The following is a 21,655-nucleotide window of genomic DNA, read 5'->3' on the forward strand; positions in this document are numbered from 1 at the left end:
TGAAAAGGACTTTAAGCACCGTGCCGACCAGACTTCACGCACCGCTGACTGTGAAGCTGGAGCGCCTGGCATGACTGCATTCAATCCCTCCCTGAACCCTGAATCCGTTCTCGAGCGCGTCGCCCTGTCGCCGTGGCAGGAGCGCCGGGCCAAGGACCTGATGTCCAGTCAGATGGACAAGGGCCTGTCCATCGCCCGGATTGCCGCCGAATGTTCGCTGTCGCGCAGTCACTTCTCGCGCGCCTTCAAGAAGAACACCGGCCTGTCGCCCCGCGACTGGTTCTTGCAGATGCGCCTGGACAAGGCCCGGGCCTTGCTCGGCGACTCGGTGCTCACCATCTCGCAGATCAGCCTGGATTGCGGCTTTGCCGATCAGTCCCATTTCACCCGGGTGTTCTCCCGCGTGGTGGGGCTGACCCCGTTCAGCTGGCGTCGGACCATGACTCTGTTGTCCGCTAAAGGGTGTGTGGCGCAGGGCGCGCATGCCTGCTGAAGACGGCTATCCTTGCAACTGCGTTTGACGGACGACAGCACCGATGTTCAAGACCTCCCCTCGGCGCCGGTGTATAGCTGCGCCGGTCTGGCATCGTCAGGCCTCCCGAAAACGTCAAACTGACATCGCCCAATCGGAATCGCTGAATGAACCGCAACGACCTGCGCCGCGTCGACATGAACCTGCTGGTTATCTTTGAAGCGTTGATGTTCGAGCGCAACCTGACGCGGGTGGCGGAGAAGCTGTTCATGGGCCAGCCGGCGATCAGTGCGGCACTGGCCAGATTGCGCGACCTGTTCGACGACCCTTTGCTGCTGCGCAACGGTCGTGCCATGGAGCCGACCGCCCGGGCGCTGGCCATCCTCAAGGAGCTGCAACCGGCGCTGGACACCATTTCCGGGGCGGTGAGTCGGGCCAAGGAATTTGATCCGGCGACCAGTTGCGACATCTTTCGCATCGGTTTGTCGGACGACGCCGAATTCGGCCTGTTCCCGCCCTTGCTCAACCGTCTGCGTGAAGAAGCGCCGGGCATTATTGTCGTTGTGCGTCGCGCCAATTTCCTGCTGATGCCGGCGCTGCTGGCGTCCGGGGAGATTTCCGTGGGCATCAGTTACACCACCGAGCTGCCGGCCAACGCCAAGCGCAAGAAGCTGCGGGACATCGGCGTGAAAGTATTGCGCGGCGACAACCGCCCCGAGCCGTTGACGCTGGACGAATTCTGTCAGCGGCCGCACACGATGGTGTCGTTCTCCGGTGATTTGACCGGCAATATCGATATCGACCTGGCGAAAGTCGGGCGGGCGAGGAGGGTGGTGGTGGCGGTGCCGCAGTTCAGTGGGTTGCGGGCGTTGCTGGCCGGCACCGAGCTGATCGCAACTGTGCCCGATTACGCTGCCTGCGCGTTGATTGAGGGCTGCGCGTTGCGGGCCGAAGATCCGCCGTTCCCGATCGCGCCTGCGGAGTTGTCGATGGTGTGGGCGGGGGTTCACGATAACGATCCGGCGGAGCGGTGGCTGCGCTCGCGGATCACCGAGTTTATGTCTCAGGAGACGCGGCCTTTGCCGTGAGGCGAGATCTTTAAGATCAAGGGCGTCTGCCTGGGGGCAGACTGTTTCGCCTTCGGCGAGTTACTTGATAAAGCCCCAAGTAACCAAGGGCTTGTGCTCCTGGTTTGGCTCCTCCTTCGTCGGAGTACCCTCACTCCGGTCTCGCTCCGTGGGCCCGCGCCGAACGGACATCCATGTCCTGACGGCGCTCTCGCCACATCCATGCGGCTCGGCCCACTCCGCGAGACCTGCGTTCAGCCTGCACCCAAGTCGCGATTGGCGGTGACTGGGCCTTTTGTGTAAGAAGATCAACAGCAGAGCAACAGCAGAGCAAAGGCTTCCCGGCTGGAGCCGGTCCTCCAGTCGGAGGCGATTCCACAGGGTGTACGCGGTGCTTTGAGTGGGACCGGCTTCAGCCGGGAAGAGGCCAGCTCAGGCGCCGACATTTTCGATCGATCCCACGCTCCGCGTGGTAACGCCGCCTCGGACGCTCCGCGTCCTGCAAAGGATGCGCATCAAGCCGGGGGCGTGACGCGGAGCGTCACAGGATGCATGCCCACGCGGAGCGTGGGCACGATCAGCACGCTAGCACGCCGCCCAATCGTAGGACCGGCTTTAGCCGGGAAGCCCTTGATCTGCTTTTGATCTTTAAACACAAAACTCCCAGACGACACAAAACGCGACTTGGGTGCAGGCTGAACGGAGGTCTCGTGGAGTGGGCCGAGCGGCATGGATGCCGCGAGAGCCGCCCCCCGCCATGGATGGCGGATGGCGGCGGGCCCACGGAGCGAGACCGGAGTGAAGGAACCCTGAGGAACGAAGGGCCCAACCAGGAGCAAGCACCCTTGGTTACTTGGGGTGCTTTTCCAAGTAACTCGCCGAAGGCGAAACAGTCTGCCCCCAGGCAGACGCTTGTGATCTTAAGGATCTTGATCTTGATCTGGATCCTCAAAAGCACGTCTGTTCAATACCCATCTCCTTCGCCCCGCCACACTGAATTCATCTGCCACATACCCCGCAAAAACGTGGCCCAAGAAATCAAGGGTGGGCAATGACCTATTCAACCTGCAATGACCGCACACAAGACCTCGGGCTGCTCTTCCTCAGATCCGCCGGCGCGCTATTCCTGCTCTTCGTCCACGGCCTGCCCAAACTGCTCGACTTCAACACCCAACTGACCCTCATCGAAGACCCGTTTCACCTCGGCGCCACCCTGACCCTCAGCATGGCCATCTTCGCCGAAGTCCTCTGCCCGCTGCTGATTCTGACCGGCGTACTGGCGCGTCTGGCGTGCCTGCCTATTCTCATTCTTCTGCTTGTCGCGCTCGTCGTGGTGCACAGCGAGTGGAGCGTGGAACAGGGCCAGTTCGGCTGGTTATTACTGATCATCTTCACCAGCGTGCTGATCGCCGGCCCCGGTCGTCTTGCCCTCAACCATGGTTTGCCTGGAGCGCTTCGCTATGCCTGATTACGCCACGACCGCCGACATCGTCCCGACGTCGAAACTGTCCGCCGACGAGATCGTCACCCTGGTGGTCAAGCACCGCATCAAGGCCGGCCTCGAAGCGCACTACGAAGCCTGGCTGCGCCGCATCGTTGCCATGGCCGCCAGCTACCCCGGGCATCTGGGCGTGGACGTCATACGCGGCAAGTCCGACGGCCTGCACATGTTCACCTGCGTGCTGCGCTTCTGTTCGACCGACGCCATGCACAGCTGGCTCGACTCGTCCCATCGTCGCGAGCTGGTGGCGGAGGCGTCGCCCATGCTGGCCGACGGCGATCTCACCGAGGTCAACCCGCACAACGAGTTCTGGTTCGTCCCCGCCGCTGAAAACCCGCCGCCGCGCTGGAAACAGGCCTGCGTGACCTTTCTGGTGATCTGCCCGCTGACCCTGCTGATTCCGCTGGTCTGGGGGCCGGTGTTTCGCCTGTACCCGCTGCTGGCCCATTACGTCATCAGCACCGCACTGGTCACCGTCACCATCGTTTTGCTGGTGGTGTATGTGCTGATGCCGCGGGCGACGCGGCTGTTTGCGCCGTGGCTGAATGCCCGGCCGGCGGCGGTGGCCGGAGCCGATCATGAAGGATGACGAGGCCGATCAACCGTCCTCCAGCGATCGCCGCCGCTTCGTCGCCAAGGGCTCGTTGCTCGGCGCGGCCGCCGCACTGTTTTCTTCACTGCCTGCCACCGGCCTTGCCGTCGGGGCGTCCCACTCTTCTGCCAACGGAGGCGCGATGAACGTCGATCTGATTCTCTTCAACGGTAATTTCCACACGGTGGACCAGGAAAAACCCAAGGCCAGTGCAGTGGCCATCAGCGGCGGGAAATTCGTCGCCGTGGGCTCCGACGCCGAGATCATGGCTCAGCGTGGCCCGGCCACCCAGGTCATCGACATGCACAAGCGCACGGTGATCCCCGGCCTCAACGACTCGCACTTGCACCTGATCCGTGGCGGCCTCAACTACAACCTCGAACTGCGCTGGGAAGGCGTGCCGTCCCTGGCCGACGCGTTGCGCATGCTCAAGGCCCAGGCCGACCGCACGCCAACGCCGCAGTGGGTGCGTGTGGTCGGCGGCTGGAACGAATTCCAGTTCGCCGAAAAACGCATGCCGACCCTCGAAGAACTCAACCAGGCCGCGCCCGACACTCCGGTGTTCGTCCTGCATTTGTATGACCGCGCGCTGCTCAACCGCGCGGCGTTGCGGGTGGCCGGCTACACCCGCGACACGCCGAACCCGCCGGGTGGCGAGATCGTCCGTGACAGCGACGGCGACCCGACCGGCATGCTGGTGGCCAAGCCCAACGCGATGATCCTCTACTCGACCCTGGCCAAAGGGCCGAAGCTGCCGCTGGAGTACCAGATCAACTCGACGCGCCAGTTCATGCGCGAACTTAACCGACTGGGCCTGACCAGCGCCATCGACGCCGGCGGCGGCTACCAGAATTACCCGGACGATTACGCCGTCATCACGCAACTGGCCGAGGCCAAGCAGCTGACCGTGCGCATCGCCTACAACCTGTTCACCCAGAAGCCCAAGGAAGAGCTGGAAGACTTCAAGCACTGGACCAACACCGTGACGCTGCACCAGGGCGATGACTTCCTGCGCCACAACGGCGCCGGCGAGATGCTGACCTTCTCGGCTGCGGATTTCGAAGACTTCCTCGAGCCGCGCCCGGATTTACCAGCGGGCATGGAACAGGATCTCGAACCGGTGGTGCGCCACCTCGTTGAGCACCGCTGGCCGTTCCGCCTCCACGCCACCTACGACGAATCGATTTCGCGCATGCTCGACGTGTTCGAGAAGGTCAACCGCGACATTCCGTTCAACGGCCTTCCGTGGTTCTTCGACCACTGCGAAACCATCACGCCGAAGAACATCGAGCGGGTCAAGGCGCTCGGCGGCGGCATTGCGATTCAGGACCGCATGGCGTTCCAGGGCGAATATTTCGTCGAGCGCTACGGGGCCAAGGCCGGTGAACACACGCCACCGATCAAACGCATGCTGGCCGAAGGCGTGCCGGTAGGCGCCGGGACCGACGCCACCCGCGTGTCGAGCTACAACCCGTGGACTTCGCTGTACTGGATGGTCAGCGGTCGCACCGTCGGCGGCCTTGAGCTGTACCCGGAAGGCCTGTCCCGGGAAACCGCGCTGGAGCTGTTCACCCGTGGCAGCGCCTGGTTTTCCTCCGAGCAGGGCAAGAAAGGCCAGATCAAGGTCGGCCAACTGGCGGACGTGGTGGCGTTGTCCCAAGACTTCTTCAGCGTGCCGGAAGAGTCGATCAAGTGGATCGAATCGGTGCTGACCATCGTTGACGGCAAGGTGGTGTACGGCGCCGGCGAGTTCGACGATCTGGCACCGCCGAGCGTGCCGGTGCTGCCGGACTGGTCGCCAGTCTCCAAGGTGCCGGGCCACTGGCGTCAAGGCGCACCGATGGCAGCGGCGGTTCACCAGTGCAGCGGTCCCTGCGGCGTCCATGCCCACAGCCACGACAAAGCGCGTCAGTCGAAAGTGCCGGTCAGCGACTTTCAGGGTTTCTGGGGCGCGTTTGGCTGTTCGTGCTTCGCCTTCTGATCAGCGCCTCAAAAGGGCAATTGAAAAGAGCATGAAAGGCCTCGTCGGCGCTGATCGGCGGGGCTCTCCGTCAGCGTGATGCGCTGGCCCTTGTACTCATCTGTCACCCACTCAATGGAGTCAATCATGACCGTTCCCTACAAGCGTCTGAACAAAGATGATGCCGTCGTTCTGCTGGTCGATCACCAGACTGGCCTGATCTCGCTGGTCCAGGACTTCACGCCGAACGAGTTCAAGAACAACGTGCTGGCCCTGGCCGATTGCGCCAAGTTCTTCAAGCTGCCGACCATCCTCACCACCAGCTTCGAAACCGGCCCCAACGGCCCGCTGGTGCCCGAGCTCAAGGCGATGTTCCCGGACGCGCCGTACATCGCCCGTCCTGGCCAGATTAACGCCTGGGACAACGAAGACTTCGTTAAAGCGATCAAAGCCACCGGCCGCAAGCAGATCATCATCGCTGGCGTCGTGACTGACGTTTGCGTGGCGTTCCCGACCCTGTGCGCGCTGGAAGAAGGTTTCGACGTGTTCGTGGTCACCGATGCGTCGGGCACGTTCAACGACGTGGTGCAAAAAGCCGCGTGGGCACGTATGAGTGCCGCAGGCGCTCAACTGATGAACTGGTTCTCGGTAGCGTGCGAGCTGCAGGGCGACTGGCGCAACGACATGGAAGGCCTGGCCAATCTGCTGTCCCAGCGCATTCCGAACTACCGCAACCTGATGAACAGCTACTCGGCGTTCACCGCCAAGTAACACGCTGCGCGCCGCCTTTTTGCGGCGCGCACCCTCCCGAAGCAGCGGTAACCGTGACAAGATTGCGCGCGGTTACCCCTTATTTAGAGAGGGCGCGGCCCCGCCACGCCATCCAGCGCTGGCTGATCGGCCGCTGCCCCCACTTCTGGAGAAAACAACATGGCTCAAGCATCTGCATCCGTGCACATCCCGGTCTCGGCCGACAAGGTCTGGGCACTCACCGGCGGCTTCCATTCGCTGCACGCGTGGCTGCCGTTCATCAAGAGCAGCGAGTCACTGGAAGGCGGGCGCGTTCGTCACCTGACCACCGACGACGGCGCTGAAATCATCGAGCGCCTGCAGACCTACGACAATTCGGCGCGCACTTACAGCTATTCCATCGACAAGGGACCGTTTCCTATCAAGGACTATCTGGCGACGTTCAAAGTCAAAGAGGATGGCGCCGACAGCACCTGGGTGGAATGGTCAGGCGTCTTTACGCCGGACGGTGTTTCCGATGGGGAAGTCGAGGAATTGTTCAAGGGGGTTTACGAGGGGGGGCTTGAGGCGCTGAAGGCGAATTTCTAAATCGGTGAAACGTTAAGCCGCCGATAATCGCGGGACCGCCAGGCCATTGCGGCCTGGCATTTCGGTGCCTTGCTTAAATTGTTGTCGCGTCAGGCCTCCAGCGCCTCAGTGATGTTCGGACACCGTCGCTGCATTGATCAGGTCGTACAGGGCGAACGCGCGGTTGACCAGGAAAACGGTCACGGCGGTGAGGGCGAGGGCGTTGATGATGTGCAGGGTCATGGGGCTAAGTCCGTGTCGGGTCTGGGATGACGCGATGTTACGCGAGCCCTGCCGAAGCTGAAGACAATAGGCTTCATGGTCTACATCACCGGCAATGATGGGAAGCGGTCGGGAACGGCGAAAGCGGCTAAACGGATGAACTATTGCGGCAGGATTCTGGTCGGCTCTACACACTTATCAGCCTGGAGCCTGCCATGCAGCCTTATGTCATTTGCCACATGATGTCCTCCCTCGACGGTCATGCCCTCACCGACGGCTGGGATCGTGCGTTCAAGAAAGACGCCGGTGACCTGTACGAAAAGCTCGCCCAGACGTTCGAGTTCGATGCCTGGATCTGCGGGCGCGTAACGATGCAGGAAATTGCCCATGACGAGGGCTATCCAAAAGGCCTCGCCTCGGGGCCGATCGAGCGCAGCCATTATTTCGCCGATCGCAACGCCAAGGCCTACGCCGTATCCATTGACCCCCAGGGCAAGGTCGGCTGGAAGAAGAATCAGGCGCTGGATTCCCATGTCGTCGAAGTGCTGACCGAAGGCGTGTCGGATGACTATCTGGCGTACCTGCAGTCGATCCAGGTGTCTTATATTTTCGCCGGGAAGAGCGAAATCGATTTGCAGCAGGTGGTGCAGATCCTTTCGAGCGAGCTGGGCTGCAAGCGCCTGATCGTCGAGGGTGGCCCCCATGTCAGCGGTTCGTTCGTTAACGCCGGGTTGGTCGATGAGGTCAGTGTGCTGATCCTGCCGCTTATCGACGGGCGGGGCGAGCATCCGGCGTCGTTCGAGGTGTCGACCGAGGCGTGGAAACAACCGGCTCATTTGAAGTTGACGTCGGCAGAGGTTCAGGACGGCGGTGCTGTCTGGCTGCGTTACACCAAGGCCTGACGCTGGGGGTGGAGCGGGGCTGATGCAGTCCCGCTTCAGACAGGGAGCACCCGGTGAAATCGATCGGAAACGAAAAAGGCCAGCTAAGCGCTGGCCTTTTCGTTTACTTCTATCTGGCTCCACGACCTGGACTCGAACCAGGGACCCAGTGATTAACAGTCACTTGCTCTACCAACTGAGCTATCGCGGAATGCGCGCTATCTTACTGATTGGAAAAGGGAAGTCAAGCGAGCGTGTTAAAAAAGTTGTCGTGACGACCTGGCTTCGCCGCTACGCACCCGCGGCAGGCGACAGGTTCGCGCCCGACGCCGGTCAGTGCGCCGTCGGCCAAGGCCTTGGGCAGACGACACTGTCGCGGCCGACGCAAATCAGTGTAGGAGCGCGCTTGCCCGCGAAGGCGGTGTAACAGTTGGCAAAGATGTCGAACCTGCCGACGCCTTCGCGGTGTGTCAGTCGGCGGCGATGTTGAATATGACGAAGCCGTCGCGGGCAAGCGCGCTCCTACAGGGGACGGTGCTGGCCGCACTATTTCTCATGCGGCCAGCACGGACACCGGCCCGGCTCAATAGCGCCAGGTCAGCGAAGCGGTCAGGTTGCGCGGGGCGCCGTAGTTGCTGGCCGTGCCGCTGTACAGCGAGGTCAGGTATTTGCGGTCGGTGACGTTGTTGAAGTTCAGCGCCGTGCTCCAGTTGCTGTCGATGTCGTAGCTGGTCATCAGGTCGACCAGCGCGTAGGCGTTCTGGCGGATAACGCTGTAGTTGTCGTTCTGAATCCCGCTCTGCCAGCTGACCCGGGTGCCGATTCTGGCTTGGGGCAGACTAGGCAGTCGGTAGCTGGCCATGCCGCGAAAGGCGTGGGTCGGCACATAACGGCGGGACTTGTCGCCATCGTCGTTTTCGATGTGCACATAGGTGTAGCCCGCCAGCAGGTCGAGTCCGGGCAGTGCCTCGCCCGACGCTTCCAGCTCAATGCCGTGGCTCTTGTAATCGTCGGTGAAGTAGCGGAACTGCGAGCCCACCTCGATGAAGTCCGCCGACTGGACGTTGCTCTGTTTGGTCTTGAACACCGCGGCGGTGAGGTTCAGGCGATCATCCATCACGCTGCCTTTGACGCCGGCCTCCAGGCTCTTGCCTTCCAGCGGCGCGAGCACTTTGCCGTCGACGCCGACCGTGCCGTACTGCGGATTGAAGATCTGCGTCCAACTGGTGTACACGCTCCACTGCGGGGTCAGGTCGTAGACCAGGCCGGTGTACGGCGTGACCTTGCCGTGTTCGCGCTGGGAGTGATCGGTGCCGTAACTCTCGCCCGTGCCGTCGGCGCTGAGCATGCGCGCACCGGCGATCCAGTGCAGATCGTCCGCCAGGCTGAAGCGCGCGCCGGCGAACAGGCTTTTCTGCCGGTCCTCAAAGTTCTGAGTGTTGGTATCACGGGTGTAGTCAAACTGCGGCGTCGGCGTGATGCCGCCAAGAATGCCCGCGAACGAGGTGTTGAAGTAGCCGGTTTCAGCCGCATCGTATTCCCGGGCTTTCTGGTGCGTGCGGCCGTAGGCGGCGCCGAAAGTCAGCTCATGGTCGCGGCCGAACAGGCTGAACGGTCCGGAGACTTTCGCTTCGCCCAGCAACTGATGCGCCTTGCTGGTGGTGTGGGCGGCGAACACCGAGGCGTCGTCATCGGTGACACTCGAGACGTACAGCATGTTGGTGTCCTGGTATTCCGTAATACCGGTGCCGGTGAGCGTGGCGTTCCAGCCGTTGCCGAAGTCATGCTTCCATTCTGCAAACGCCCGCTGGGTGTGCATGTTCCAGTAGGTCCACGGCTGGCCGACGTTGGACGAGCGGCTGCTGTAATGGATCGGGTTGTTATTGATGTCGACCAGCGGCAGGTTGCCCCAGGTGCTGCCGTTGGAATCGCTGTTGTGCTGAGTGAAACCCACGGTCAGGGTGTCGGCGTCGGACAGGTCGAACGCCAGCAGACCGGCGGCGACGTTCTTCTCGTGGCTGTAGCGGTCCATCCACGAGTTGCCCTTGTCGTGGGCGTAGATGAAGCGGCCGCGCACGTTGCCGGTATCGGTCAACGGCCCCGCTACATCGACGTCGATGCGCCGGTTGTCCCACGAACCCACGCTGGTGTCGATCTGCGCCTGGAAATCCCGGGTGGGTCGTTTGCGAATGAAGTTGACCGTGGCCGACGGATTGCCGGTGCCGCTCATCAAACCGTTGGCGCCGTGGAGCACGTCGATCTGCTCGAACTCGGCCATGTCCAGATCACCGATCATGATCGTCTGGGCGAAGGGCATGCCCATGCCGTCGTACTCGAAACTGCCGATGTCGAACCCGCGGGAGGTGAACTCCGTGCGATCGCTTTCGCTTTGCTCGACGGTTACCGACGGCGCCGAGCGCAGGGCGTCCTTGACCCCGTTCATTTTGAAATCGTTCATCTGCGCGCGGGTGATGGTGGTGATCGCCTGGGGGGTCTGCTTGTTGGTCAGCCCCAGCTTGGTGGTACTCGAAGAAGGCCTGCCCTGATAGCCCACGCTTTGCCCGTCGTCCGGTGCGGCGGTGTCCTGAATCTGCATCGCCGGCAACGTGACGTCGTCGGCTGCGTTGGCGGCGGACATAGCGGTGACAACACCGGCCAGAATAAAGGAGGCGGGGAGGCGAGGGATCACAATGGACGTTCCTGAAAGCACGGTGGGGAGCGCGATTCTGAATCAAGATGCGAATCATTACCAGATATGACTAAGATGATTTTTCACATCTTTTTCACTTTTGGGGGCTCTGGAGTGCGCCTTCAGCATAATTGTCCGCTGCATCCATCAGCATCCCTTTGCCCTATGTGATGGAATTTCTGGCGCTGAGACCGAACGTCAGAGAATTCAGTTGCCGTTGATTGTTTAAAGACCTCGGCCGGCATCCCCGGCCGAGGTCTTGAGGCTGTCAGCCGACGTTAACCAGCAACCGGCGAACGCCAGTCATCAGAGCCCGAAGTGCCACAAACTTCATGGGTCCAGGTAATTTTGCGGTAGGTGAACTCTACGTCCTCCAGATGAGTGAAGTGGGCGTTCGACGGATCCTGGCAGTTATGCATGTAGTCTTTAATGTCGACGATAATCGCGTCTTCCAGTTTGGTGGTGTAGTAGTGCTCCTGTGTACCCGCTGCGGACGTGCGATACCACTGGATAGTGATCTCGGTCAGGCGCTCGCCCGATGTCAAAGCTGCCAGTAACAGTGGCGAGGACTTATCAAACACTTTGGTAATCTTGACTGGCTTGTGCACACGCTGGCCGGTTGGCTGGCCCGACTGCGGATCGCGCGGGATGATCATTTCATGTTGAAAGCCTTGCACCATGACTTGATCTTCGTGACCTTCCTGGTATGTGTTGCCAACTGAATCTGCGGTAAAGGCACCTGCGGTGATTAGGCCCTGCTTGGTGCCTGTGATGGACATATATGCTGGTGTAGCCATGAAGATGCTCCTTGCCTCATAAATAAAATTCCCCGAAAGCCAGTTAGCGTTCTGGGTGCAGGAGATATATCAATCTCTGTGCCAGGCTTTGAATTATTCATGTAAATCAATTGGTTATATTGATGCGTTGTCATTGGTACGTTAGGTTGTCGGGCTTGCTCGTGAGAATGTGCGCAAGAAGTTGCGCAGTGTTGCGCAACTTCTTGCGCACTCGGGTGTAAGGCCCGCTGCGCCTGGGCTGGAAGGTCTCGGGAGCTGTGTTTTTCTAAAAGAGTGCGCAATTTTTTGCGCATGGCGGCTCAGCGCCACTGCTGCTTGCTGGACACCTCAAACCGTCCACGGACTGCTTGATCGACTCCTTGTTCTTCGTAATCGGGAAGCCGCGGCGCGTCGTCCATTCGTCACGAACTCCGCCAAAGATGCACGTGTTCTACAGCGTATCGAAGGAGAGCCATCCCGCAGTTATAAGTTGTGGAAAATTCCTACAGTGCAAATTGAATTATCTCGTTTATAGATGGCTTGATAGCGCTAGGGGCGCTGAGTATTATCTGCGGCCTCGGAAGGGAAGACGTTTTGTTACATATCAACCGTTCAGGCAGTCACTAAATAATTCCGTTAATTCAGCAGATTAATCAGCTGTATTTGACGTGATTTTATATCGAAGATTTAGCATGTCTTATTCAAGTCAACTTTCTGTGTATTACCTTGACGCCGCTCGAGCCCCTGTTTCGGTAGAGAGCTTCGCGGGTGAAGACGTGCGTTTTTCAAATGAATACGAGGCCTTGGAATGTGAACTGGGTAAGGCTCAGTCCATTCACGAAAACGGTCAGATCGACTGGCTGAAGGTGCAACAACAGAGCGAAAATCTGCTCCGTACTCAATCCAAAGATCTGCGCGTCGCGGTATGGCTGACATGGGCGCTGTGCCAGCGGGAGTCTTTCCAGGGGCTGTTGGCAGGGCTTGAGGTTCTTCACCATCTTTGCGTGCAGCATTGGGCCGAAATTTATCCCCTGAAGGCCCGCACGCGCTCCGCCGCTATTGGTTGGCTGGTCCCCCGTCTTGAACAGGTGCTCAACGATAACGTTCCCATCAAAGGGCGACTGCCGTTGTTCAGTCGTCTGGTTGAAGTCCTCGAAGGCCTCGATACGGCGTTTACACAGCACCTGGGTGTTGAAGCGCCTTTGCTGCTGCCGATTTCTCGACGTCTGAAACATCTGGCCCGGGGCACGCCCGACAGTCCGCCGGACGCCGGTACAACTGGCGTGGCTGTGGTGCAGGTCATGCAGGCTGCTACTCAGTCATTCGCCCCAACCGCTGTGATCAACGATGAGAAAGAGGCGCACAAGTCGCTGCGTCATCAGCAGGACAGCGCGCGGTCGCTATGTGATTGGTGGCTCAGGCAGAAAGCCAGCGATCTGCGCGCCTTGCGCCTCAATCGCACGTTGCTGTGGCTGCCGATCGAGGCGGTCCCGGAACGTAATGCAGAACAGATCACCGCCCTTCGTGGGCTCCCGGCAGACAAGCTCAAAGGCTATCAGGACAAATACGATCAAGGCAGCCATGCCGATCTCCTTCTTGAACTGGAGGCGAGCCTGGCAAAGGCGCCGTTCTGGTTCGATGGCCAGCGAATGGTCTGGGAGTGCCTGCAAGGGTTGAACGCACAGTCAGCAATGCGCGAGGTAGAGCTCCATTTTGCGCAGTTGATTCAGCGACTGCCGGGTGTCATCGAACTGCGTTTTCACGACGGAGTGCCTTTCGCGGACTCGGCAACCCGCGCCTGGATTACCGCCAGTGTCATGCCTCGCCTGCAAGCGGCCAGTGCGTCCCGCAAAGTAGAAGTTGCTGATGCGCAACCCGCCTGGGAGTCCGCCCTGGAATGCGCAGCGTCGGTGTTGCGCAAGGACGGCCTCAGAGCGGCAGTGCAGCTCCTCAAGCAAGGCCTGCACAGCGCCCAAGGCGGGCGCGCACGATTTTTCTGGCAGTTCGCCCTTGCTCGATTGTGCTTCACCGCCAGGAAGTACGAACTCGCCAAGACCCAACTCGACACCCTGGATCAAACCCTGCGGGACTCAGGTATCGATGCCTGGGAGCCTGATCTTGCGCTCGATGTGCTGCATCTCTTGCACAGCTGTTTTGAATTACTGCCCCAGGGCCATGGGGTCCGGGAGCGCAAGGAAGAGGTGTATCGCAGGCTGTGCCATCTCGACCTTGAAGTCGTACTTGAATAGGCCTCAGGGCCCCAATTACCAGGAGAACGGCCATGGCCAAAGAAGGATCGGTAGCCCCTAAAGAACGTATCAATGTCACGTTCAAACCCGCCACCGGTGGTGCTCAGGAAGAGATCGAGCTGCCGCTGAAGCTTCTCGCAATCGGTGATTACACCCTGCGTAAAGACGAGCGAAAAGTCGAAGAGCGCAAACCGATCAGCATCGACAAGATGACGTTTGACGAGGTGCTGGCCAAGCAGGCGTTGAGCCTGACGCTGAGCGTGCCCAATCGTCTGCAGGAAGGTGAAAGCAACGAAGACTTGGCGGTGCAGCTGCACGTCAAGTCGATGAAAGACTTCAATCCGGCTTCGCTGGTTGACCAGGTACCCGAACTGAAAAAGCTCATGGAGCTGCGCGACGCTCTGGTGGCGCTAAAAGGACCGCTGGGTAACGCGCCCGCCTTTCGCAAAGCCATCGAAGGCGTCCTTGCCGACGGCGAGTCCCGTGATCGCGTCCTCGGCGAGCTGGGTTTGAACGCCGCCGCCCAGGACACCTGAGTCCATCCGCCAAGGAACCAACATCATGACTACTACACCAGCGCAGCAGCAGAGCAAAGCATCCGGCGAGTTCAGCATTCTCGACAGCATCATCGCCGAAACCCGTCTGCCTCGAGATGAAGACGCATATGGCATCGCCAGGCGCGGCGTATCGGCCTTTATCGAAGAGCTGCTCAAACCGCAAAACGCGGGTGAGCCGGTCAAGAAGGCGATGGTTGACCGCATGATTGCCGAGATCGATGCCAAGCTCGGCCGCCAGATGGACGAGATTCTGCATCACCCGGACTTCCAGTCGCTTGAGTCGTCCTGGCGTGGACTGCAATTGCTGGTCGAGCGGACCGACTTCCGCGAGAACATCAAGATTGAAATCCTCAACGTGTCCAAAGAGGACTTGCTGGAAGATTTCGAGGACTCACCCGAAGTCATGCAGGCGGGGCTCTACAAACACATCTACACCGCGGAGTACGGCCAGTTTGGTGGGCAGCCCGTGGGGGCGATCATCGCCAACTACTTCATGTCCCCAAGCTCACCGGACGTCAAGCTGATGCAGTACGTTTCCAGCGTCGCCTGCATGTCCCACGCGCCGTTCATCGCCGCCGCCGGCCCCAGGTTCTTTGGCCTGGAAAGCTTCACCGGCCTGCCGGACCTGAAAGATCTGAAAGATCACTTCGAGGGGCCGCAGTTCGCCAAATGGCAGAGCTTCCGTCAGTCGGAAGACGCCCGCTACGTCGGCCTGACGGTGCCGCGCTTCCTGCTGCGCAACCCGTACGACCCGCAAGAGAACCCGGTCAAGTCGTTCGTCTACAAGGAAACCGTTGCCAACAGCCATGAGCACTACCTGTGGGGTAACACGGCGTACGCCTTCGGTACGAAGCTGACCGACAGCTTCGCCAAATTCCGCTGGTGCCCGAACATCATTGGCCCGCAGAGCGGTGGCGCCGTCGAGGATTTACCACTGCACCACTTCGAAAGCATGGGTGAAATCGAAACCAAGATCCCTACCGAAGTACTGGTAAGCGATCGTCGTGAATACGAACTGGCGGAGGAGGGCTTCATCTCCCTGACCATGCGCAAGGGCTCGGATAACGCGGCCTTCTTCTCCGCCAGTTCGGTACAAAAGCCGAAGTTTTTCGGTACCAGTGTGGAAGGCAAGGCGGCGGAGCTGAACTACAAACTCGGCACCCAGTTGCCGTACATGATGATCGTCAACCGTCTCGCTCACTATCTGAAAGTCCTGCAACGCGAGCAGCTCGGTTCGTGGAAAGAACGCACTGACCTCGAACTGGAACTTAACAAGTGGATTCGCCAGTACGTTGCCGACCAGGAAAATCCGAGCGCTGAAGTGCGTGGTCGTCGTCCCCTGCGTGCCGCGCAGATCATCGTCAGTGACGTGGAAGGCGAGCCCGGCTGGTATCGCGTCAGCCTGAACGTGCGCCCGCATTTCAAGTACATGGGCGCCGATTTCACCCTGTCGCTGGTGGGCAAGCTGGACAAAGAGTGAAGGGATTCGATGCATGACTGGGTACGGCAGTCTTTTCGAACGCCTGGGTGGCGACGCAGACAAGCGCGTCGGCTGGAGCCGCGAAGATTCTGCGAGGGCGTCAGTGGCTGCCCATCTGGCCAAGATGCTCAGCACCCGGGCGGGCAGCGTTCAGACGCTTACCGACTACGGGCTGCCCGATCTCAATGACATGCGCTTGAGCCTTCATGACGCTTTGACCAAGGCGCGGCTCGCTATCGAAGTCTTCATCGAAACCTACGAGCCTCGCCTGAGTAGCGTCCAGGTCATCGCGCTGCCCCACGACAACGATCAGCTTCGTCTCGCCTTCCGTATAGAAGGGTTGCTGGAGGTTGAGGGCTTCAAGCGTCAGGTCACTTTCGCCGCACGTCTGGAGGGCGGCGGTCAGGTACAGGTCAATCACAGGAAAACCTGATGTCAGTAACCCGCTGCACATGGCTGCACCGGATCACACAAGGCGCTAGCAGGAAGTCTTGCCGCGCCGCCCACCCTTGAACCAAACAGCTGCGCCCGAAGGTAATACCATGTCCTTTAACCACTACTACCAAAGCGAGCTCACCGCGCTGCGCCAGCTAGGTCGTCTATTCGCCGAGCGCAGTCCGGCGTTGGCGCCTTTTCTGGAGCAGGCCGGCCGGGACCCTGACGTAGAGCGGTTGCTGGAAGGCTTCGCGTTCCTGACCGGACGCCTGCGGCAGAAGCTCGATGACGAGCTGCCTGAGCTCAGCCATTCGCTGATGCGGCTGCTGTGGCCCAACTACATGCAGCCGCTGCCGGCCTTCAGCATTCTCCAGTTCGACCCGTTGAAACTGGCAGGGCCTGCGTTGAGGGTGGAGCGCGATACACCGGTGGACAGCGTGCCGATCGATGGCGTGCAGTGCCGCTTCCGTACCTGCTACCCAACCGACGTTCAGGCGCTTGATCTGGTGGCACTGGCGTACTCGGTCAAGGGCGAAGGCTCGCTGCTGAGCCTGCGTCTGGAGGTGAGCGGCGAAGGCCATCTCGGTGAGTTGGAATTAAGCCGTTTGCGCCTGCATTTTGCTGGCGAGCGCTACATCAGTCAGATGCTCTACCTGAGTCTTCTGCGCAATCTGGAGAAGATTGAGCTGGTCCCGCTGGACGGCGACGGCAAGCCTGTAAAGGGCGTCAACGGCATACCCATGGCATTCAACGTCCCTGTTGATCGTATCCAGCCCGTGGGGTTTGCCGAAGACGAAGCGCTGATCCCGTATCCGCTGAATACCTTTCGCGGCTATCGCTATCTGCAGGAATACTTCGCCTTCCAGGACAAGTTTCTGTTCGTGGAGGTGAATGGCCTGGAGCTGCTCGCTGCGTTGCCGGAAGACACGCTGAAACAGGCCCGCGGGTTTGAATTGCGTTTCGACATTCGCAAGAGCAGCGTGCAGCGTCTGCGCCCGACGCTGGACAACGTGAAGCTCCATTGCACGCCGGTCGTGAACCTGTTCAAGCATGATGCCTCGCCGATACGCCTTGAGGGCAAGCAGGACGAGTACCTGTTGGCGCCGGCGCTCTACAGCCCGGAAAATTGCGGCGTGTTTTCAGTCGAATCCGTGATCGGCTGGAAACCCGGTGGCTTGGGGTACGAGGCGTACGTGCCATTCGAGTCCTTCGAGCATGACCCCAGTTTCGATGTGCCGAATCGCCGTCCGCATTACAGCATTCGCCAGCGTTCATCATCGCTGCACGATGGCCTCGACACCTACCTGAGCTTCGGCATCCGTCACACCGAAGCCTCTGAAACACTGTCGATCGAAATGATGTGCACCAATCAGAACCTGCCGCGCACGCTCAAGCTGGGTGACATTTGCATCGCCTGCGAACAGACACCGGAATTTCTGACCTTCCGCAATATCACCCCGGCCACGCCCAGTTATGCGCCGCCGCTGAACCGCGACTTCCTGTGGAAGCTGATCAGCAACATGTCGCTCAACTACCTGTCCCTGGCGGACGTCAACGCCTTGAAGGTGGTCCTCGAAACATACGACCTGCCGCGCTATTACGACCCGCACGCGGAAAAGGTCAGCAAGCGCCTGCTGGGTGGGCTCACGTCGATCAGCCATCAGCATGTCGACCGCCTGCACAAAGGCTTGCCGGTCCGCGGCCTGCGCACCGAGCTGACCATCGACCCACAGGGCTATATCGGTGAGGGCGACGTGTTCGTGTTCGCTTCTGTTCTCAATGAGTTTTTTGCGCTCTACGCCAGCCTCAATTCGTATCACGAGCTGCGGGTAAGAAGCACACAGGGAGAGGTGTACCAATGGACACCCCGCATGGGCCTGCAGCCCCTGCTTTGAGCGGGCTGACCCAAGGCATACGCGAATACTCGCTGTTTCAGGCCGTCTTGCTGGTCATCGACCGGCTGCGAACTGAGCACCCGCGTCTGAACGATGACGACTTGTATGACTTGCTGGAATTCCAGGCCAACCCGAGCCTGGGCTTTCCGGGAAGTGATGTGGACCGCGTGGAGTTTTTTGAAGAGTCCGGGCTGATGCGTGCACGCCTGCGCTTCAACCTGCCGGGCCTTGTCGGGTCCGGATCACCCTTGCCTGCGTTTTATAGCGAGCAGGCACTGGGGGACAACGAGGAGGGGAATCCGACCCGTCAGTTCCTCGATCTGTTTCACCATCGCCTGCATCGGCTGATGTTGCCGATCTGGAAGAAATACCGGTACCGCGCCTGTTTTGAAAGCGGCGCGATCGATCCGTTTTCGTCGCAGTTGTTCGCACTCATCGGACTGGGCAGCGAAGAGATTCGACAGGCGCGTGAGCTGAACTGGAAGCGTCTGCTGCCGTACCTGGGTTTGCTCAGCCTGCGCGCGCATTCGGCAGCGCTGATCGAGTCGGTGCTGCGGTACTACTTCAAACACGCAGAACTCACGATCGAACAATGCATGGAGCGTCGCGTGGAAATTCTCGAAGAGCAGCGCAACAGCCTTGGCCGAGCCAACAGCCAGCTAGGTGAGGACCTGGTGCTGGGCAAACACGTTCGCGACCGCAGTGGCAAGTTCCGCATCCATGTTCGAGAGCTTGGCTGGCAGCGTTTCCACGAGTTCCTGCCAATCGGCACCGGTTACCAACCGCTGTGCGCATTGGTGCGATTCACGTTGCGTGACCCGCTGGACTACGACGTCCGCCTGGCGTTGCGTCAGGAAGAAATTCGCGAACTGCGCCTGGCCGGACAGAACGCGTGTCGCCTGGGATGGACCAGTTGGCTGGGCCGCGAACGCGCGGACGGCATGGTGACCCTGGGCAGCCAATCATTAAGGACAGCCGAACGATGAGTAACGTCAACCTGCAACAACTTATTCAGGCCCTCGACGCCGAAAGCCGTCGCGACCTGGAGCACGCCGCCGAACGCTGCGTGGGACGCGGCGGCAGCAAGGTCCTTGTCGAGGACCTGTTGCTGTGCTTGCTGGAACGCCCACAGGGCCTGCTGTCCCGTGCACTGCAGGATGCCGGTGTGGAGGCGGGTGAACTCGGCGCCGTGCTGCAGATGCGGATTGAAAACAGCGCCTCCCGAAACCCGGTATTTGCGCCGGAACTGGTGCAGTGGCTGCAGGATGCGTTGCTGGTGGCCAGCCTTGAATTGGGCCAGACCCAGGTTGAGCAGGGAGCGCTGATCCTTGCGCTATTGCTCAACCCCGCGCGTTACGCAGGCAGTCGTTATCAGGCATTGCTCGCCCGACTGAATATCGAGCGATTGAAAGCATTCGCCTTGTCGCAGAAGGCGCATTCCGGCGCGGGCAAACACGGTGCGGCCGTCGATTCATTGCTGACGCGCTTCACCCACAACCTCACCCAGCAGGCCCGGGACGGCAAACTCGACCCGGTGCTGTGCCGTGACGACGCCATTCGGCAAATGGTGGATATTCTCGCTCGCCGGCGGAAAAACAATCCGATCGTCGTGGGCGACGCCGGTGTCGGCAAGACGGCGATTGTTGAAGGGCTGGCGTTGCGTATCGTCGCCGGGGAAGTGCCGCACGCAATAAAGGGTGTTGAGCTGCTGGCGCTGGATGTGGGGCTGTTGCAGGCCGGCGCCAGTGTCAAAGGGGAGTTCGAACGTCGGCTCAAGGGCGTTATCGACGAGGTCAAGGCGTCACCCAGGCCGATCATAGTGTTCATCGATGAGGCCCACACCCTGATCGGGGCCGGTGGGGACGCGGGCGGGTCCGATGCAGCCAATCTGCTCAAGCCGGCCCTGGCGCGTGGCGAACTGCGCACCATCGCGGCGACCACCTGGACCGAGTACAAAAAATACGTCGAGAAAGACCCGGCACTGGCCCGTCGCTTTCAGCCGGTGCGGCTGCACGAACCGACCGTCGATGAGGCAGTGACCATTTTGCGTGGCCTTGCTCAGGTCTACGAACGGAGTCACGGCATCTATTTGCGGGACGATGCGGTGGTGGCCGCCGCTGAGTTGTCTGCCCGCTATCTCGCCGGTCGCCAATTGCCGGACAAGGCCGTCGATGTGCTCGACACGGCGTGCGCGCGCGTTCGCATCAGCCTCGCCGCCGCGCCCCAACGTCTTGAGCGTCTGCGCAACGAACTGGCAGAAGGCAGTCGCCAGCGCCACGCACTGCTTCGTGACGCCGACGCCGGTTTGTCCATCGATCATCCGGCACTGGATGCATTGGAAGACCGTCTGCGGGTTGCGGATGAAGAAAGCCTCGCTCTCGAATCTCTCTGGCTGGAACAGAAAGAACTGGCCGAGCGCCTGCTGGGCTTGCGGCAGCAACTGGCGCAGGCCCGTGATGTCGATGAAGCGCAAACTGTCGAAGAGCTGCAAGCCGCCCGTGATGAGACTCACCACGCTTTGACTCAGGCCCAGGCCCAGGAGCGGCTGGTGAGCTTTGAGGTCTGCCCGCGGCTTGTCGCCGAAGTGATCAGTGCCTGGACCGGCGTGCCCCTGGCGCAGTTGGCGCGAGAGCACAACGCGAAGGTCGCCACCTTCGCGACTGACCTGCGCGCTCGCATCCGCGGTCAGGAGCAAGCGGTGCACGCCCTTGATCGTTCGATGCGTGCTACTGCAGCCGGTCTGAACAAACCTGATGCACCCGTGGGCGTGTTCCTGCTGGTCGGGCCGAGCGGTGTCGGCAAGACTGAAACAGCGCTGGCGCTTGCCGACTTGCTGTACGGCGGCGAGCGGTTCATCACCACCATCAACATGTCCGAGTTTCAGGAGAAGCACACCGTCTCGCGTCTGATTGGCGCACCGCCGGGCTACGTGGGTTACGGCGAAGGCGGCATGCTCACCGAAGCGGTGCGGCAGAAACCGTATTCCGTCGTCCTGCTCGATGAAGTCGAAAAAGCTGATCCGGACGTGCTGAATCTGTTCTATCAGATCTTTGACAAGGGCGTGGCCAGTGATGGGGAAGGGCGGGAGATAAACTTCCGCAACACGCTGATCCTGATGACCTCGAACCTTGGAAGCGACCTCATCAATGATCTCTGCGCAGAGGGCGCACGTCCCGCTGCGCAGGTGCTGGAGGAAAATATTCGTCCGGTCCTCGCGAGTCATTTCAAACCGGCACTGCTCGCACGCATGCGCGTCGTCCCGTACTACCCGGTGAGCGGGTCGGTTCTGCGTGAGCTGATCGAGATCAAACTGGGACGTCTGGGCGAGCGTCTGAACCGCCGCCAACTGGCGTTTACCTTTTCCGAGGCGCTGGTCGACCATCTGGCTGAGCGCTGCAGCCAGGGTGACAGCGGCGCACGTCTGATCGACCACTTGCTGGAGCTGCATGTCTTTCCCCGGGTGGCTGACCGGGTGCTCGACGCGATGGCGGCAGGTCAACGTCTCACGTCCGTGCACGCAACCCTGGATCACGAAGCTACCGTGATTTGCGAGTTTGCCTGA

17 protein-coding genes and 1 tRNA gene are annotated in these 21,655 nt (G+C 60.5%); 15 read left to right on the forward strand and 3 right to left on the reverse strand.

All coding sequences use genetic code 11. From position 1 onward, the window contains the following. The first annotated feature begins 70 nt into the window (after positions 1–70). The 8 genes from BMY98_RS09195 (at position 71) to BMY98_RS09235 (ending at position 8,033) form a co-directional block, all read left to right on the forward strand. A complete protein-coding gene (locus BMY98_RS09195) occupies positions 71–493 on the forward strand; it encodes a helix-turn-helix domain-containing protein (RefSeq protein WP_074887707.1) in 423 nt (140 codons plus the stop codon). 146 nt (positions 494–639) lie between these two features. Further along, positions 640–1,560, forward strand: coding sequence for a LysR family transcriptional regulator (locus BMY98_RS09200; RefSeq protein WP_074887709.1), 921 nt, complete (start codon positions 640–642; stop codon positions 1,558–1,560). 1,030 nt (positions 1,561–2,590) lie between these two features. Further along, entirely contained in the window at positions 2,591–3,007 is a 417-nt protein-coding gene (locus BMY98_RS09210) for a DoxX family protein (RefSeq protein ID WP_074887721.1), read from the forward strand. Beyond that, positions 3,000–3,629: an antibiotic biosynthesis monooxygenase gene (locus BMY98_RS09215; RefSeq protein ID WP_074887723.1), complete on the forward strand. Its 630-nt coding sequence runs from the start codon at positions 3,000–3,002 to the stop codon at positions 3,627–3,629. Before BMY98_RS09210 ends, BMY98_RS09215 begins: the two co-directional genes overlap by 8 nt. Before the next feature lie 145 nt (positions 3,630–3,774). Then, positions 3,775–5,613: an amidohydrolase gene (locus tag BMY98_RS09220; RefSeq protein ID WP_074887930.1), complete on the forward strand. Its 1,839-nt coding sequence runs from the start codon at positions 3,775–3,777 to the stop codon at positions 5,611–5,613. A 126-nt stretch (positions 5,614–5,739) separates the two neighbouring features. Continuing rightward, positions 5,740–6,363: an isochorismate family cysteine hydrolase YcaC gene (gene ycaC / locus BMY98_RS09225; protein WP_074887726.1), complete on the forward strand. Its 624-nt coding sequence runs from the start codon at positions 5,740–5,742 to the stop codon at positions 6,361–6,363. A 159-nt stretch (positions 6,364–6,522) separates the two neighbouring features. Then, positions 6,523–6,930 carry an SRPBCC family protein gene (locus tag BMY98_RS09230; RefSeq protein WP_074887728.1) on the forward strand — a complete coding sequence of 136 codons (408 nt, stop codon included), beginning with the start codon at positions 6,523–6,525 and terminating at the stop codon, positions 6,928–6,930. 416 nt (positions 6,931–7,346) lie between these two features. After that, entirely contained in the window at positions 7,347–8,033 is a 687-nt protein-coding gene (locus BMY98_RS09235; RefSeq protein WP_074887730.1) for a RibD family protein, read from the forward strand. Between the two features lie 114 nt (positions 8,034–8,147). Here BMY98_RS09235 and BMY98_RS09240 read toward each other — a convergent pair. The 3 genes from BMY98_RS09240 to BMY98_RS09255 all read right to left on the reverse strand — a co-directional run bounded on the left by BMY98_RS09240 (position 8,148) and on the right by BMY98_RS09255 (position 11,498). Next, positions 8,148–8,223 (reverse strand) — tRNA-Asn (locus BMY98_RS09240). 372 nt (positions 8,224–8,595) lie between these two features. Beyond that, a complete protein-coding gene (locus BMY98_RS09250; protein WP_083398758.1) occupies positions 8,596–10,650 on the reverse strand; it encodes a TonB-dependent siderophore receptor in 2,055 nt (684 codons plus the stop codon). 329 nt (positions 10,651–10,979) lie between these two features. After that, positions 10,980–11,498, reverse strand: coding sequence for an Hcp family type VI secretion system effector (locus BMY98_RS09255; RefSeq protein ID WP_074887735.1), 519 nt, complete (start codon positions 11,496–11,498; stop codon positions 10,980–10,982). 671 nt (positions 11,499–12,169) lie between these two features. Between BMY98_RS09255 and tssA the strand changes: the two genes are divergently transcribed. The 7 genes from tssA (at position 12,170) to tssH (ending at position 21,655) form a co-directional block, all read left to right on the forward strand. Next, on the forward strand, positions 12,170–13,726 hold the full coding sequence (gene tssA / locus BMY98_RS09260) for a type VI secretion system protein TssA (RefSeq protein ID WP_074887738.1): 1,557 nt from the start codon (positions 12,170–12,172) through the stop codon (positions 13,724–13,726). A gap of 32 nt (positions 13,727–13,758) precedes the next feature. Continuing rightward, positions 13,759–14,262 carry a type VI secretion system contractile sheath small subunit gene (tssB, locus tag BMY98_RS09265; protein ID WP_074887741.1) on the forward strand — a complete coding sequence of 168 codons (504 nt, stop codon included), beginning with the start codon at positions 13,759–13,761 and terminating at the stop codon, positions 14,260–14,262. A 25-nt stretch (positions 14,263–14,287) separates the two neighbouring features. Beyond that, the gene (tssC, locus tag BMY98_RS09270; protein WP_074887745.1) at positions 14,288–15,763 is read left to right on the forward strand and encodes a type VI secretion system contractile sheath large subunit; all 1,476 of its coding nucleotides are present in this window, start codon (positions 14,288–14,290) and stop codon (positions 15,761–15,763) included. A 13-nt stretch (positions 15,764–15,776) separates the two neighbouring features. Continuing rightward, positions 15,777–16,196, forward strand: coding sequence for a type VI secretion system baseplate subunit TssE (gene tssE, locus BMY98_RS09275; protein ID WP_074887748.1), 420 nt, complete (start codon positions 15,777–15,779; stop codon positions 16,194–16,196). A 109-nt stretch (positions 16,197–16,305) separates the two neighbouring features. Continuing rightward, entirely contained in the window at positions 16,306–18,093 is a 1,788-nt protein-coding gene (gene tssF, locus BMY98_RS09280) for a type VI secretion system baseplate subunit TssF (RefSeq protein WP_074887750.1), read from the forward strand. Further along, entirely contained in the window at positions 18,057–19,079 is a 1,023-nt protein-coding gene (gene tssG, locus BMY98_RS09285) for a type VI secretion system baseplate subunit TssG (RefSeq protein WP_074887753.1), read from the forward strand. Before tssF ends, tssG begins: the two co-directional genes overlap by 37 nt. Further along, positions 19,076–21,655, forward strand: coding sequence for a type VI secretion system ATPase TssH (gene tssH, locus BMY98_RS09290; RefSeq protein ID WP_074887755.1), 2,580 nt, complete (start codon positions 19,076–19,078; stop codon positions 21,653–21,655). The genes tssG and tssH overlap by 4 nt, the downstream gene beginning before the upstream one ends.

The sequence above is a fragment of the Pseudomonas graminis genome, from assembly GCF_900111735.1.
Classification (GTDB): domain Bacteria; phylum Pseudomonadota; class Gammaproteobacteria; order Pseudomonadales; family Pseudomonadaceae; genus Aquipseudomonas; species Aquipseudomonas graminis.